Origin of the sequence: Flavobacterium hibisci, assembly GCF_020026925.1 — a bacterium.
Taxonomy (GTDB): domain Bacteria; phylum Bacteroidota; class Bacteroidia; order Flavobacteriales; family Flavobacteriaceae; genus Flavobacterium; species Flavobacterium hibisci.
In genome coordinates this window covers 26,437-41,139 of sequence record NZ_JAIQDW010000001.1, presented here as the reverse complement: position 1 = coordinate 41,139, position 14,703 = coordinate 26,437, and the positions used below count along the sequence as shown (strand labels likewise).

The window sequence follows — 14,703 nt, the reverse complement described above, 5'->3', positions numbered from 1 at the left end:
TGTCAATAAAAAAGCGCCAAATTTTGGCGCTTTTCTTTTTAAATTAACTCTTTAAAATATTGTTTCAAAACAACATCATTTTCAGCAGTAGGCGTAAATATTTCTAAAATAGCAGGAGCGTCATTGGTGTCATAAAAAGATTTGATGTTTTTTTCTAATGAATCTGTATCAGTTACTGTATAATAATTCAGTTGATACATTTTTGCCAGATGCTCTGCTGTTAAATGGTGTGAAGTTTCAAAATAAGTATTAAAAACAGGTTTTTCTTGATGACCCGGCAAAATCCTGAAAATTCCTCCTCCTCCATTATTAATCAAAATGATTTTGAAATTTTTAGGAATATAAGCATTCCACAAAGCGTTGCTGTCGTATAAAAAGCTAATATCGCCGGTAATAAAAACGGTTTGTTTTTGACTCGCGACAGCAGCGCCAATTGCTGTGGAGGTACTTCCATCGATGCCACTCGTGCCTCTGTTGCAAAAAACCTCGATAGAAGAATCAATATCAATTAATTGTGCATATCGAATAGCCGAACTGTTACTAATCTGTAACTGACTGTTTTTTGGCAAAGATTCGATTATTTCTTTGAATACTTTAAAATCTGAAAATGGTATTTTTTCTAAATACTTTTCCCTTTTAATTTTTCGCAGCTGATAGACCTGATTAATTTGCTCAAAATATTCACTTTCTGTAAAAATAGTTTTAGCCAATAAATCATTAAAAAAATCATTTGGCTGCATTACAAAATGTTTAGTCAGTGCATTGAATGTGTCATAGGCACGCAGCGTATCAATGTGCCAGTGATGCTGTGGTTTGTATTTTCTTAGAAAGCCTTTAATACGCTTGGAAACCACCATTCCTCCAAAGGTTATTAAAATTTCAGGTTCAAATTCCTTAAAGTCTGCATCATCAAAAGGTGTGATTAAGGTGTCTATACTATTAATAAAATTGGGATGATGCAAATTAGAAGTAGTTTCAGTCAGCACAACAACTGATGGGTTGTTAGCCAGGTTTTCAATTGTTTTTGGGGCAATTGAATCTCCTTCATTTACACCAACTAAAACCAGTTTTCGCTTAGCTGAATTCCAAATTGAAACAAAATCTGCTACATTTTCAATTGCTTTTTTTCCAATGATTTCATCAGCAGGTGTGATTTTTGGTTCAACTGAAAGTGTGTCTGTGGTTTCATAAAGAGGCTCTTCAAAAGGTGCATTAATGTGAACAGGTCCTTTTTGAATAATGGCAGTTTCTATAGCTTTATTTATTTTCAGGTCATTTTCTTCCGAAGCTTCTTCAGTTAAATTAGCATTGAAAACCGAATGATTCCGGAAAACATTTTGCTGACGAATCGTTTGACCATCACCAATATCAATTTTATTCTGAGGACGATCTGCCGAAATTACAATCAACGGAATCTGGCTGTAAAATGCTTCGGCTACAGCGGGATAATAATTTAATAATGCCGACCCAGATGTACAGACAACAGCCGTTGGATTTTTTGTTTGCTGGGCAATTCCCAAAGCAAAAAATGCAGCACAACGCTCATCTGCAATACTGTAACACTTAAAATTAGGGTTTTGGGCGAAACCAATCGTTAAAGGGGCATTTCTTGATCCCGGAGAAATTATAATGTTGTGAATTCCTTTTGCCGAGCAAATTTCGATAATGCTTTGAGCAAGTGGTATTTTGGGGTAAATCATTCTAATAGTGTATTATTTTAAAGAAATTTAAAAATGAAAATTTCTTTTTGACAACACAAAGTTACAAACTTCACTCCTGATTTAACTTAAAAACAGAAAGATATTAAATGTGTTTTTTAGAAAAAGGAAATACATTTGTAAAACTGATTTTCATAAGAATGAAGATCTCTATTTTTATCTTAATTATTATGAACTTAACACTTAGGCCCGCGACATCAAACGATTTAGACAAAATCCTGAACATCGTTAATCATTCTATCTTGCATACTACAGCAAATTATAGTTATGAAATTCAAAATTTAGAAGTTCAGACGAAATGGTTTGAAGATAAGACAGCTAAAAATCTTCCGGTAGTGGTGGCTGATTTAGATGGTGAAGTTGTTGGTTTTGGAAGTTATGGACAATTCCGTGAAAAAATTGGCTATCAATATACCGTTGAACATTCAGTGTATGTTGTAGATAATGTAATCGGAAAAGGTGTTGGTTCAAAATTATTAACTGAGTTGATTCGGTTAGCAAAAGCTCAGGGATATCACGTTATGATTGGAGCGATTGATGCTGATAATACTGGAAGTATTGCTTTTCATGAAAAATTTGGATTTGTTTCTATTGGAACAATTCGTGAAGTTGGTTACAAATTTGATCATTGGCTTGATCTTGTATTCATGCAGTTGATTTTGGAATAATATAGTTGAAGCAAATACATTAAAAATTGAAAAAAATTAGAAGATAAAAATCATATCCAAAAATCCGGTTTACATATAGTATCTTTGCCACTTTGCAAATATTATGGATTTTACCCTGCTCTCATCACCTTTACAAGGATTTACCGATTTTCGTTTTAGAAATGCCCAAAACAAAATTTTTGGCGGAATTGATACATTTTATTCTCCTTACATTCGTCTTAATGGAAAATTGGTTATAAAATCATCTTATGAACGAGATTTACTTCCTGAAAACAATACAGGTTTAGAGGTAATTCCGCAGGTAATAACAAATGATGCAGATGAATTTTTATTTGTGGCTAAGTATGTCAGGGAATTGGGTTATAAAGAATTAAACTGGAATCTAGGCTGTCCGTATCCAATGGTTACCAAATCCGGAATGGGCTCGGGTTTGATTAAAAACACGGACCAAATCAATCATATCCTGGACAGGGCACATACTGAAACCGATATTATCGTCTCAATGAAAATGCGCCTGGGATATGACACTACCGATGAAATTCTGGATGTTTTGCCAATTTTAGATACCTACCCTATTAAAAATATTGCGATTCATGCCCGTATTGGTAAACAATTATACAAAGGCGGTGTTCACCTGGATGCGTTTCAGCAATGTATTGACAATACAAAACATAAATTGTATTATAACGGTGATATTACTTCGGTAGCAAAATTTCACGAAATGCAGGATCGTTTTCCAACCATAGACCATTGGATGATCGGACGAGGATTAATCGCTGATCCTTTTTTGCCTTCGATGATAAAAAATAACAGCCCGGAATACCCTGCAAACCGAATGGAATTATTCAGTGAGTTTCACGATACTTTATATGCTATTTACAGTGAATCGTTATCCGGACAAACACATATTTTACTGAAAATGTATCATTTATGGGAATATTTTGCAGAAACATTTTCAAATCCGCATAAAGTATTAAAACTGATAAAAAAAGCAAAAAGCTTTCGAAATTATGAAGCAGCGGTTGCCTCTATTTTCAAAAACGAAAAATGAGATTTTCAGTTTCCTAAAAATCTCATTTTCAATTGTTTTACCTTTAAATATTATCCTTTTATCCAATTCACAATTTCTGGATCTGTAGGCAATGTCCTTGGTTTTATAACTTTTACCAGTTCGCCTTTTTCGTTAATTAAATATTTCTGAAAATTCCACTCTACTTCAGAATCCTGGAGACCATTTTTGGATTTTTGAGTAAGAAATTTATAAACCTCACACATATCATCCCCTTTTACAGAAACTTTGTCCATCATTGGAAAAGTTACACCATAATTTTGCTGGCAAAAAGCAGCAATTTCTTTATTTGTTCCGGGTTCCTGAGAAGCAAAATTATTTGCCGGAAATCCGACAATTACAAATCCTTTAGATCCATATTCTTTATACAAAGCTTCTAATTCTTTATACTGAGGCGTTAATCCACATTTTGAAGCTGTGTTTACAATCATGATTTTTTTCCCTTTCAGAGAAGAAAAATCAAAAGTATCACCCGATAAATCCTGTACTTTAAATTGATAAATGGTTTGTTTTCCCATAATTTTTTCTGTGTTCGATTTTTTGATACTTGTCTGAGCCTGAACTTGTGCTGCTATTAAAAAGACTGCACTAAAAACTAAAAATGCTATTTTATTCATCGCTTTATTTTTTTATAAAATTACTTAATTCTGTATAAAATTAAGGATATCAAAAGTTTATTTTTTTAAGTAAAAGTTAAATAAAAAAGTGAAGCCTAACGTTAATCAGGCGTTAGGCTTCTACTCACAAACAAATCAAACCATGAAATTTAATTTATAAATACTCAATATTCTTAATTACGGAAGACTAAACAGCTCAGATCTGCTCGTAAAACTGAACTGTTCTGCTTCCGTCCCCCAAAATTTATTGTTCAAAATTTTCTTTTATATAGTTGATGTTTCGGATGTTAAAAGTCATCATAATAAGGCATTATAATCAGGCGATTTACATAAGTGGTATTTGGTAAATATCTAATTATTGACTCATGCCTTATTGTCATTATCATAATCTTTTCATTGGAAGCCCGAAAACATCAACTAAGTATAATTAATTTTTAATTTATTTGAATCTTAAATGTTCAAATCGAATCATTTTCTATTAACTAATTCATTTTCCACACTTAATTTCTATGCATCAATTAGCCAAACTGCTATTAAACTGATTAATTTTTATGTTATAATAGCATTTACGTAAAAAGTTAGTTTCTGGTTTTAAAAAAGAGGAAAAAAAATGCACATTTTTTTTAAGCTCTATATTTTACAAGGGTTTTAAGCGATAAAAAAAATAAAAAATAACAGGAAAAATAAATTATCTTTATAATGAACCAGTGAAAAAGTAAATTAAACTTTGTTAAAACTTTAAATCTAAAATTTATGAGTCAGGAAGAATTATTAGCTTTAATCTACAAGAAAGATGAAAGAGCTTTCACCCACTTGTATGACATGTATTCAAAAAGCTTGTTTTCAGTCATCAACGTTTTAATAAAAAACAGGGAGGAAGCCGAAGATGTTTTACAGGAAGTTTTCGTAAAAATCTGGAAAAACATAGATTCTTATAATGAAGGAAAAGGACGTTTTTATACCTGGGTCCTTAACATTGCAAGAAATACATCTATTGATAAACTCAGGTCTAAAAATTTTAATAATAGCCAAAAAAACCTTTCCTCTGATAATTTCGTACATCTGTTAGACGACAATAACAAACTCGTAAACAAAATTGATACAATTGGAATTCAGGAATTTGTGAAAAAATTAAAACCTAAATGTATTGAGATTATCGATTTGTTATTCTTTAAAGGATATACCCAGCAAGAAGCTTCAGAAGAATTGGCAATACCGCTGGGAACTGTCAAAACACAAAACAGAAACTGTATTAATGATTTACGTAATTATCTAAAAATATAATGGAAGCACAAGAATATATAGAATCAGGAATTCTGGAACTTTATGTTTATGGTTTATTGACTGAAACTGAAAATCTGGAAATAGCCGAAATGGCAAAAAATAATCCTGAAGTTGAGAACGAAATTATTTCAATAGAAAAAGCTATAGTTGCCTTATCATCGAGTTTTTCTCCTTTTCATTCGGTAGAAAATTTTGAAAAAATAAAGGCCAGATTAGAACTGAAACATGGCAAAGTAGTCGAAATGAAACCTGCATCAAACCGAACTCAATATATTGGCTGGGCTGCAGCAGTATTATTATTGTTAGGTTTGGGTTATCAGACTTTAGAACTGACAAAAACAAAAGATGTTATTACCACTGTGGGTAACGAAAAAAACAAAATTGAAAGAGATTTTACTTATTTAGACAAACAAAATAAAGAAATAGAAAAAAGTTTAACCATTGTAAGGGATATTAAAAACACTGGCGTAACATTAGGAGGTCAGGCTGTTTCTCCAACCTCTTTTGCAAAAGTATACTGGAATAAAGATACCAAAACAACTTATATTGATGCTGCTGGTCTTCCAAAACCACCAAAAGGAAAAGTATATCAGGTTTGGGCACTTAAGCTAAGTCCGGTTCTAACGCCAACAAGTATTGGTTTATTAAGTGATTTTGACACTAATAATCAAAAAATATTTGCTGTAGATCAGACTGTTTACGCAGAAGCTTTCGGTATTACGCTGGAACCTGAAGGAGGTAGTCCGTCTCCAACAATGGAACAGTTATATACTTTAGGAAAAGTCTAATTCAACAAAATAAATTTAAATCTTTCCATCCCTAAATTTTATTGATTTAGGGATTTTTTATCTATCAGCTAAAGAAAATAAATAACAGTTCTTTACAGTAATTCTTCTAAAGAAATCCACTACACTATTATAGTTTTAAGAAAAAAAGTCATTTAAAAATAGCCTATTCTTATAAATAGCGATATTAAGCCTATATTCACTTAAAAATCTATTCAGATATTATAATTATTTTATAAAAATATTTGTTTTAAATTTTAATCAATTAAATTTGTGCAATCGATTACATTGACCACTTGTAATAAATTTTAAAACAACTAAAATTAATTTTTAAAATGAAAAAAACATTACCCCTTCTCTTTTTCCTGCTAGGTTTATCCACTATGTTTGGACAAAACTATTATATGTCTGCTCCTGAAGGTTTTGGTGCTGCAGCTACAGGAGGTGGAACCCCAACTGTTTCTAATACTGTGACGGTTACAACTTATGAACAATTAGAAACTGCTCTTAATTCTAAGACAGTCGCAAATTCAGTGATATTAGTATCAGGAACTATAAATTGTCAGTATACTAGTGTGTCACTAACAAACAAAACAATTATCGGTTTGCCTGGAGCCAGACTTATCAATACCCAATTAGCAGAAAATGTTGATCCTGACGTTAAACCGACAAGATGGGATCTTTCCGGAATTCTTTATATAAAATCAGGATCCAATAACGTTATCATCAGAAACTTAGTTTTTGAAGGTCCCGGTGCTTATGATGTAGATGGCAGAGATCTCTTAACCAGTGAAGGAAATAATATTTGGGTAGATCATTGTGAGTTTCAGGATGGAATGGATGGAAATTTTGACATTAAAGGTAAGGCAGATAATACAACCGTTTCCTGGTGTAAATTTACCTATACTAAACCTGCAATTCAAGGTGGTTTTGGAGGATCTCAAAATCATAGTTTCACAAACTTAGTTGGTTCAGGTGTTGCTGATGCTCCAACAACTGACGGAAGGTTTAGTGTTACTTTTAAAAACTGCTATTGGGCTGATGGCTGTAAAGAAAGAATGCCCAGAGCCAGAAATGCCGAATTGCATATATTGAATTGTTATTATAAAACTAGTACGGCAAGTGCAAAGGCTATTGGTCTTGGTGCTGGTAATAACGGTTCTACTTGTTATGTAGAAAATTCTAACTTTGAACAAATAGCAAATATTTCTAGTCCAGTTACGGAAGGAACTGGAACAGCAGCATTATTTTTTGATAATTGCATTAAAGGATCAACTTCTACAGCAGTAACAGGTTTAAATTACGGAACTACCCCTTCAAAGCCATCATACGTATATACTACGCTTTCTACAGCTGATGTAGCGAAATATGTAGCAAACACTAGTTGCGGCGCAGGAGCCACATTACAAGTCACTGCTGATGGTGTGATTTCTACAGGTTGCCCTAATACATTAGGTCTAAATGATAATGTGGCTAACTTAGAAATTAAATATTATCCAACCGTAATTGACAATGTTTTAAACATTGAATTTTCAAGTATTGAAAGTGGTAAAGCAATTATAGAGATTTATTCTCCTAATGGCTCAAAAGTTTATACTACTTCTAAAAATATTTCAGGCAATGAAAAATTAGAATTGAACATTGCAAATATTACCAGAGGTGTTTATATCTGTAAAGTACAAATTGAAAACAGGGTTAAAACTTTTAAGATTTTAAAAGGATAATTATACATATTACATAATTTAAAAACAGCGGTAAACTTATGCTACCGCTGTTTTTTTTATTCGTAATAAGAAACATTACTAAAAAGTTCCTTCTGATCCTCCTCCACTAAAACCACCACCGCCAAATTCCATTGGAGATTCAGATGGTTTAGCCTCTGGCTTCATTCCAAAAGATGAGGCGATTATTAAAGCTTCTGCATGTAAAAATGCATTTGAATTTGAGATTCTGTCTGGTTTGAACGTTAGTCCGCTTTCTTTTGTTTTAAGTTTTCTTATAAAATAGAAAGCAACTGAAAACATCATTATTCCGCCAAGCGTCAATGCAACTTCAATAGGCAAAACCGAATGATAAAACCGAAAACTGTAAAATGAAAAAGCTATCGCAAGAAAGCTTATCCAAAGCATAATTCTGTCTTTGCTTGTTAATGAATAAAAAAGATATAAAACCGGAACAATAAAAGTGAAAACCCAAAAGAAAAACGCAAACGGAATTTCGGGACTTATCTCATAATAACCTCCCGTTAAACTTGCTGACAATTCCCTAACTATTAAATAATTACCTGATAAATAAAACAGTATCAAACTGATGCTTTTTATTAAAAGAATTCCATTGTAATAATAAGGTTTTGTTAGACCTGTAATCAATTTTCTGCATGAAAAATAAGTAGCAGCACCAAAGAACATCATGAAAAAAGGTAAAATTGCCTGGCCTGCTTCCAAATATTCAAATATTGAATATCCTAATGATAAGGTCAATGCCAAATAAAAAACCAGTGCTGATAATAAATGAATGTAACGCAAAAATAGTATTAATGAAATAATAGCCACAATAAACGAAACCATAAAAACATTTTCCAACTTTGTAATAAATGTGACTGCACAGCCGAAAGACAATATTGTCCCTAAAATAAAGGCATCATCTAATCCATGATTGTAATAATCTTTTTTAGCCAAAAATTCTGACCCAACAATACCGATTATACCAAATAAAAAGGGAAAAATTTCCCAATAATGATCTAATCCTGAAATTCCCAGAAGTGACACAGCACTGCATATTGAAGAATACAAGAATGATCCTAACAAAAAGAAACCTATTCTAACCAGAATATTTTTATGACTATTAAGTGTCGGAAGTTCTTTTTTTATAAAATCCAGTTGTTCTTTGCCGATAAAACCACCATTTTTTAACGAATCTGCTTCTTCAATCAAAACAGAATTTTCTAACTTATTTTTATCGAATACTATCATGCTGCTGTTTCTTTGTTAAATTTTTTAATCAATTTTATAAACAAGACTATTGAACCAATAAAATAGGCTGGAATAGCTAAAACAAACAGCATCCAAATATCCTGAAAATCTATATTCTCAAAAATTCTGAAGAGAAAAATATTGATTCCGATGTAAGCATAAATAATCATAAAAACATATAAGGAAATAGCCTTCTGCGCATAACTCGCTTTATAAAAGTAATAAGACGAACCTGCCATAACAGCAGAAAAAAGGATCCATAAACCATCGTACTCATTGACCATATTACTAATTGAAGCAATACTAATCATGTGCAATGCAAATGTTAAATAAATTAAATTAAAATGCATTTTAAGAGAAATCCCTGAGCTGTAAATTGTCCATAAAATCAATAAACCACCGAGAATTATGGCAGAATAACTTAGCTCCTGATGAGAATAGAAATCATTATGAAATAAATCCTGAGGCGTCACAGAAAAGCCTACATAAGCAGCCAAACCCGTAATGGCAATAGTCAACACGCTTTTGTTATCAAAATAATACGCACAAATAAAACTGACAATTGTTGGAACTAATGTCGCCAAGCCATAATGTGTCCCGAAAGGTTTATATTGAAATTGTAAATAGCCAATAAAAATACAAGTAAGAATATTTGCCAAAAGAACCAAATATTCCAGAACTGGACTTTCGAATGTGGTTTCTGATTTTTGGAATCCCTTTGAATTTTTAAAACAGAAGTAAAAGCAAACAATCGTTACGATTAATAGTAAAGATAAAATTGCAATGTGTCCAATTGTATCTATGTTTTCATAAATTAAAATTCCGATTCCGGATGTAAAAAGCAAAACGGATAAATACAAAAACATTTTTAATTCAGCGTTAAGCGAAAAAATGCCCAAACTGCGATAACTTTTAATCTGAGTTAATTGGTCTTCGGTAATAAAATTCCTCTCAAATAGTTTTTGAGTATGCTCTTCTTCAAATTCTCTCATATTTCAAATTAGTTTAAACTGATTCTCAAATATATATATTTAGGTCGAAATTTCTTAAATTAAAATAGATATAATCAAATAAAAAACCGATTTGCAAATGATACAAATCGGTTCCCAAGTTTCAAAAATGAAAAATTAATAAGCTGCTTTCATTTTATCTTTTATATTCTCTAAGCACAAATTATTAATACTTCCTTCGTGGGTGTGTTTGGTCTCTTTTGGAGATTTATACGTTCCTGCTTCCAACTGTTCTGCAACGGCTTTGTAAGCATCTCTAAACGGCATTCCTGCAACCACCATTTCGTTTAAAGTATCAACTGTAAACAAATAATCGTATTTTTTATCTTCTAAAATATGGTCTTTTACTGTGATATCTTTTATTGAGAAAATCGCAATATCCAAACAGGCTTTTAAGTTTTGAATTGCCGGAAACAAACCTTCTTTTAAAAGCTGTAAATCTCTGTGATAACCGCTTGGAAGATTATTGGTGATCAAAGTGATTTCGTAAGGAAGAGCCTGAATCTTGTTGCATTTTCCTCTGATCAATTCAAATACATCCGGGTTTTTCTTATGAGGCATAATACTCGAACCCGTTGTAAGATGGGCAGGCAGACCAATAAAATCAAAATTTTGGCTCATATACAAACAAACGTCCATAGCAAATTTTGATAAAGTACCTGCAACACTTGTCATGGCAAAAGCAACTGTTTTTTCTGCTTTTCCACGGCTCATTTGTGCTGCAACGGCATTGAATTTTAAAGTTTCGAAACCTAATTCCTGAGTGGTAAAAGTTCTGTTGATTGGGAATGAACTTCCGTACCCCGCCGCAGAACCTAACGGATTCTGATCTACAATTTTTGAAGCAGCGTTCAGCATCGTAATATCGTCAATCAGACTTTCAGCATAAGCCGAAAACCACATTCCGAATGAAGATGGCATTGCGATTTGTAAATGCGTATAACCCGGTAATAATATATTTTGATGTTTTTCTGCTGATTCCATCAACAAATCAAAAAGTGTTTTTACCTGCTCTTTTATTACTTTTAATTCGTCTTTTAAATACAAATGAACATCTACTAAAACCTGATCGTTACGGGAACGCGCTGTGTGGATTTTTTTTCCAGCGTCTCCTAATTTTACTGTTAGTAAATATTCGATTTTAGAATGTACATCTTCAAAACTATCTTCGATTTCGAAATTTCCTACTACGATATCCGCAATGATTTCGTTTAAAGCATCAACCAAAGAAGTTGTTTCTTCTTCAGTCAACAAACCAATCTGACCCAACATTTTGGCGTGTGCGATTGAACCTAAAGCATCGTATTTTGCTAAAACCAAATCCAGTTCACGGTCGTTCCCTACTGTAAATTGTTCGATTTGTTTATCGGTTGGTATTCCTTTTTCCCAAAGTTTCATAGGTTATATTTTTTTTGTTTCACCGAGATACACAAAGTATCTCAGAGATTCACAAAGTTTTCTACTTTTTCTTTATTAGTTTCTGAAGGTCTTAGCCCCGATAGTAGTGAAAATCCTTTTGTTTTTTTCTTTAAAAAATAAAAGATTGCAGCGGATAGCGGGATTAGCTCCTAATTAATCTTATAATTTAAAGAAATCGGTTAGTATTTTGATATACAACTCGACTCCTTCTTCTATTTCATTTACAAAAATAAATTCGTCTGCTGAATGTGAACGCAAAGTTTCTCCTGGTCCTAATTTTAAGGACTGACAGCTTAAAACCGACTGATCAGAAAGGGTTGGAGATCCGTAAGTTGTTCTTCCTAAAGCAATTCCTGCTTGTACTAAACCATGTTCAACTGGAATAGACGAAGCATTTAAATGCATTGATCTTGGTGTAACTTCTGCATTTACATTTGCTTTTACTACTTCTAAAATTTCAGCATTTGTGTAGCAATCTGTTACCCGAATATCGACAACCAAATCACATTCTGACGGTACTACATTGTGCTGTTTTCCTGCATTAATCTGCGTTACGGTCATTTTTACCGGACCTAAAACATCTGAGATTTTGTCGAATTTATAGTTTTTAAACCATTCCATTACCGGAATTGATTTGTATAAAGCGTTATCATCGTTTTGATGCGCGGCATGGCTTGCAGTTCCTTTTACTTTTACATCTAAAACTAAAAGACCTTTTTCTGCAACGGCTAATTGCATCAAAGTCGGCTCACCCACAATGGCGCAATCCAGCTCCGGCAAATGTTTTAGGACACTGTTTAAACCGTTTTTTCCGCTGCTTTCTTCTTCTGCAGAAGCTACAATTACCAAGTTATGTGATAAATTTTGATTTTCGTAAAAATGTACAAACGTTGCTAATAACGAAACAAGACATCCTCCTGCATCGTTGCTCCCTAAACCGAATAATTTACCATCTTTTTCGATAGCTTTAAACGGATCATTGGTGTAAGCCTGATTAGGCCTTACCGTATCATGGTGTGAATTCAGTAAAAGCGTTGGTTTATTTTCGTCGAAATATTTATTGAAAGCCCACACATTGTTGTTTTCTCTTTTGAAAGGAATATCGTTTTGATTGAACCAATTTTCTATTAATAGCGCTGTCTGATCTTCTTCGCTTGAAAATGAAGGGGTTTCAATCAGGTTTCTTAATAATTCAATTGCTTCCCGGGTAAGCGTTTCTATATTTTTCATTTTAATCTAGGTACTTAGATGCTAAAATTCTAAGACTGCAAAAGTCTAGGTTTATTTGAAACTTAGCAACTTTTTCTTTTATAAAGTAATAGTCGTATGTGGAACATCAGAATTTTGAAGCATTCTATGATGCCCAATTTTGATTTTCTGAACACCGCGTGACAAACTATTAAAGCAATTGTCCAATTTCGGAATCATTCCGGAATGAATTACTTTTTCTTCTTTTAGTTTATTGTATAATTTTTCATTTATTTCTGTAATTACAGAAGAATCGTCTTCTGAATCCATCAAAACTCCTTGTTTTTCAAAACAATACGTAAGTGTTACATCAAAAACTTCAGATAACGCAATTGACAATTCACTTGCAATGGTATCTGCATTTGTGTTTAATAACTGACCTTTTTTGTCGTGTGTAATCGCACAAAACACAGGTACAATTCCAGCTTCTAATAAAGTTGCCAGTAATTTGGTATTCACTTGTTTTACATCACCTACAAATCCATAATTAATAGTTGGATGATTTCTTTTTGTTGACTGAATCAAATTTCCGTCAGCTCCGGAAAAACCAATTGCATTATTGCCTTTTGCCTGTAATTGTGCTATAATATGTTTGTTGATCTGGCCTGCGTAAATCATGACCACAACGTCGAGCATTGGAGCATCTGTGATTCGGCGCCCGTCAATCATCTGCGGAACCAAGCCAATACTCTGCGCCATTTTCGTAGCCGATTTTCCACCGCCGTGAACTAAAACTTTGTATCCTTCTATTTTAGAAAAATCAGTTAAAAATTGTTCTAATTCGGCAGGATTATCGATGATATTTCCTCCTATTTTTATTACGGTAACTTTATTCATGAGGTTCAAAGGTTCAGAGGAACAAAGGGACAAAGTTTAAGTTCGGAAGAAACCTCTGAACCTTTGTAACTTTGAACCTTTGCACCTATAAAATTATAATTTTTTAAGAATCTTTTGTAGAACTAATTGCGCAGAATACGTTCTATTGTTTGCCTGTTCAATTACGATAGAATTTTCACTGTCAATTACTTCATCGCTTACAATTACGTTACGACGTACCGGAAGACAGTGCATGAATTTTCCGTTGTTGGTTAAAGCCATTTTTTCGGCAGTAACTGTCCAGTTTGGATCTGAGTTTGTTACTTTTCCGTAATCATTGAAATTACTCCAGTTTTTTACGTAAACGAAATCGGCATTTTCAAAAGCTTTATTTTGATCGTATTCAATTTTAGAATCTTTTATAATTTCCGGACTTAATTCATAACCTTCAGGATGTGTGATTACAAAATCCATATCTTTTTGCATCTGCATCATTTCTACGAAAGAATTCGCAACTGCCTGTGGCAAAGCTCTTGGATGTGGAGCCCACGAAAGAACAACTTTTGGTTTGTGCTTCGTTTTGAATTCTTCCATCGTAATTGCGTCTGCCAAAGACTGCAATGGATGACGAACAGCACTTTCCATGTTTACGATTGGTACTGTAGCATGTTTTAAAAATCCTGAAATAACAGTTTCAGCATAATCTTTTTCTTTATCAACTAAACCTGCAAAAGCACGGATTGCAATGATATCACCATATTGAGAAACTACTTCTGCTGCTTCTTTAATGTGTTCTGAAGCACCTGAATTCATTACAGCTCCGTCTTCAAATTCCAATGTCCAGCCTTCACTGCCAAAGTTCATCACCATTACATTCATTCCTAGATTCATGGCTGCTTTTTGTGTACTTAAGCGAGTTCTGAGACTAGAATTGAAAAACAGCATTATTAAAGTTTTATTCTTTCCTAGTTTCTTATTCTTTAGCGGATTATTTTTTATTTTAATCGCTTGTTTTACCCACTTTGATAATGAGTCGATATCTTTTATTGAAATATAGTTCATGTTTTTTTAAAATTAATTAGTAAATGTGATAATTT

The 14,703-nt window shown here is 32.8% G+C and carries 13 protein-coding genes; 5 read left to right on the top strand and 8 right to left on the bottom strand.

Going from position 1 to position 14,703, the window contains the following annotated elements:
* Positions 1–38: 38 nt before the first annotated feature.
* Positions 39–1,700 (bottom strand): 2-succinyl-5-enolpyruvyl-6-hydroxy-3-cyclohexene-1-carboxylic-acid synthase, encoded by a 1,662-nt coding sequence (gene menD / locus K8B81_RS00195; protein WP_223678087.1) that lies wholly within the window; start codon positions 1,698–1,700, stop codon positions 39–41.
* A gap of 188 nt (positions 1,701–1,888) precedes the next feature.
* Here menD and K8B81_RS00190 point away from each other — a divergent pair, with 188 nt between their 5' ends.
* Together K8B81_RS00190 and K8B81_RS00185 are read left to right on the top strand one after the other, a co-directional pair.
* Positions 1,889–2,386: a GNAT family N-acetyltransferase gene (locus K8B81_RS00190; protein ID WP_223678086.1), complete on the top strand. Its 498-nt coding sequence runs from the start codon at positions 1,889–1,891 to the stop codon at positions 2,384–2,386.
* Positions 2,387–2,489: 103 nt separating this feature from the next.
* Positions 2,490–3,437: a tRNA dihydrouridine synthase gene (locus K8B81_RS00185; protein WP_223678085.1), complete on the top strand. Its 948-nt coding sequence runs from the start codon at positions 2,490–2,492 to the stop codon at positions 3,435–3,437.
* Between the two features lie 50 nt (positions 3,438–3,487).
* On the opposite strand, the gene K8B81_RS00180 is transcribed toward K8B81_RS00185, so the two are convergent.
* Entirely contained in the window at positions 3,488–4,072 is a 585-nt protein-coding gene (locus K8B81_RS00180; RefSeq protein ID WP_223678084.1) for a glutathione peroxidase, read from the bottom strand.
* A 753-nt stretch (positions 4,073–4,825) separates the two neighbouring features.
* Here K8B81_RS00180 and K8B81_RS00175 point away from each other — a divergent pair.
* The 3 genes from K8B81_RS00175 to K8B81_RS00165 all read left to right on the top strand — a co-directional run bounded on the left by K8B81_RS00175 (position 4,826) and on the right by K8B81_RS00165 (position 7,865).
* On the top strand, positions 4,826–5,356 hold the full coding sequence (locus K8B81_RS00175) for an RNA polymerase sigma factor (protein WP_223678083.1): 531 nt from the start codon (positions 4,826–4,828) through the stop codon (positions 5,354–5,356).
* A complete protein-coding gene (locus K8B81_RS00170) occupies positions 5,356–6,144 on the top strand; it encodes an anti-sigma factor (RefSeq protein WP_223678082.1) in 789 nt (262 codons plus the stop codon). Before K8B81_RS00175 ends, K8B81_RS00170 begins: the two co-directional genes overlap by 1 nt.
* A gap of 332 nt (positions 6,145–6,476) precedes the next feature.
* Positions 6,477–7,865, top strand: coding sequence for a pectate lyase family protein (locus K8B81_RS00165; RefSeq protein WP_223678081.1), 1,389 nt, complete (start codon positions 6,477–6,479; stop codon positions 7,863–7,865).
* 78 nt (positions 7,866–7,943) lie between these two features.
* Here K8B81_RS00165 and K8B81_RS00160 read toward each other — a convergent pair whose 3' ends face one another.
* The 6 genes from K8B81_RS00160 to K8B81_RS00135 form a co-directional block, all read right to left on the bottom strand.
* Positions 7,944–9,113 (bottom strand): hypothetical protein, encoded by a 1,170-nt coding sequence (locus K8B81_RS00160; RefSeq protein WP_223678080.1) that lies wholly within the window; start codon positions 9,111–9,113, stop codon positions 7,944–7,946.
* On the bottom strand, positions 9,110–10,105 hold the full coding sequence (locus tag K8B81_RS00155; protein ID WP_223678079.1) for a DUF2157 domain-containing protein: 996 nt from the start codon (positions 10,103–10,105) through the stop codon (positions 9,110–9,112). The genes K8B81_RS00160 and K8B81_RS00155 overlap by 4 nt, the downstream gene beginning before the upstream one ends.
* Before the next feature lie 135 nt (positions 10,106–10,240).
* Positions 10,241–11,521, bottom strand: coding sequence for an argininosuccinate lyase (argH, locus tag K8B81_RS00150; protein ID WP_223678078.1), 1,281 nt, complete (start codon positions 11,519–11,521; stop codon positions 10,241–10,243).
* A gap of 180 nt (positions 11,522–11,701) precedes the next feature.
* Entirely contained in the window at positions 11,702–12,772 is a 1,071-nt protein-coding gene (locus tag K8B81_RS00145; RefSeq protein WP_223678077.1) for a M20 family metallo-hydrolase, read from the bottom strand.
* Between the two features lie 78 nt (positions 12,773–12,850).
* Positions 12,851–13,627, bottom strand: a complete 777-nt coding sequence (argB, locus tag K8B81_RS00140; protein ID WP_223678076.1) for an acetylglutamate kinase — start codon at positions 13,625–13,627, stop codon at positions 12,851–12,853.
* A 93-nt stretch (positions 13,628–13,720) separates the two neighbouring features.
* Positions 13,721–14,668: an N-acetylornithine carbamoyltransferase gene (locus K8B81_RS00135; RefSeq protein WP_223678075.1), complete on the bottom strand. Its 948-nt coding sequence runs from the start codon at positions 14,666–14,668 to the stop codon at positions 13,721–13,723.
* Between the last annotated feature and the right edge of the window lie 35 nt (positions 14,669–14,703).

Excerpts from the sequence above, each read along its gene's own strand:
- K8B81_RS00170 (WP_223678082.1), top strand. The coding sequence starts at position 5,356 with ATGGAAGCACAAGAATATATAGAATCAGGAATTCTGGAACTTTATGTT.
- K8B81_RS00190 (WP_223678086.1), top strand. The coding sequence starts at position 1,889 with ATGAACTTAACACTTAGGCCCGCGACATCAAACGATTTAGACAAAATC.
- argB (WP_223678076.1), bottom strand. The coding sequence starts at position 13,627 with ATGAATAAAGTTACCGTAATAAAAATAGGAGGAAATATCATCGATAAT.
- menD (WP_223678087.1), bottom strand. The coding sequence starts at position 1,700 with ATGATTTACCCCAAAATACCACTTGCTCAAAGCATTATCGAAATTTGC.
- K8B81_RS00180 (WP_223678084.1), bottom strand. The coding sequence starts at position 4,072 with ATGAATAAAATAGCATTTTTAGTTTTTAGTGCAGTCTTTTTAATAGCA.
- K8B81_RS00185 (WP_223678085.1), top strand. The coding sequence starts at position 2,490 with ATGGATTTTACCCTGCTCTCATCACCTTTACAAGGATTTACCGATTTT.
- K8B81_RS00160 (WP_223678080.1), bottom strand. The coding sequence starts at position 9,113 with ATGATAGTATTCGATAAAAATAAGTTAGAAAATTCTGTTTTGATTGAA.
- K8B81_RS00175 (WP_223678083.1), top strand. The coding sequence starts at position 4,826 with ATGAGTCAGGAAGAATTATTAGCTTTAATCTACAAGAAAGATGAAAGA.
- K8B81_RS00145 (WP_223678077.1), bottom strand. The coding sequence starts at position 12,772 with ATGAAAAATATAGAAACGCTTACCCGGGAAGCAATTGAATTATTAAGA.
- K8B81_RS00155 (WP_223678079.1), bottom strand. The coding sequence starts at position 10,105 with ATGAGAGAATTTGAAGAAGAGCATACTCAAAAACTATTTGAGAGGAAT.
- K8B81_RS00135 (WP_223678075.1), bottom strand. The coding sequence starts at position 14,668 with ATGAACTATATTTCAATAAAAGATATCGACTCATTATCAAAGTGGGTA.
- K8B81_RS00165 (WP_223678081.1), top strand. The coding sequence starts at position 6,477 with ATGAAAAAAACATTACCCCTTCTCTTTTTCCTGCTAGGTTTATCCACT.
- argH (WP_223678078.1), bottom strand. The coding sequence starts at position 11,521 with ATGAAACTTTGGGAAAAAGGAATACCAACCGATAAACAAATCGAACAA.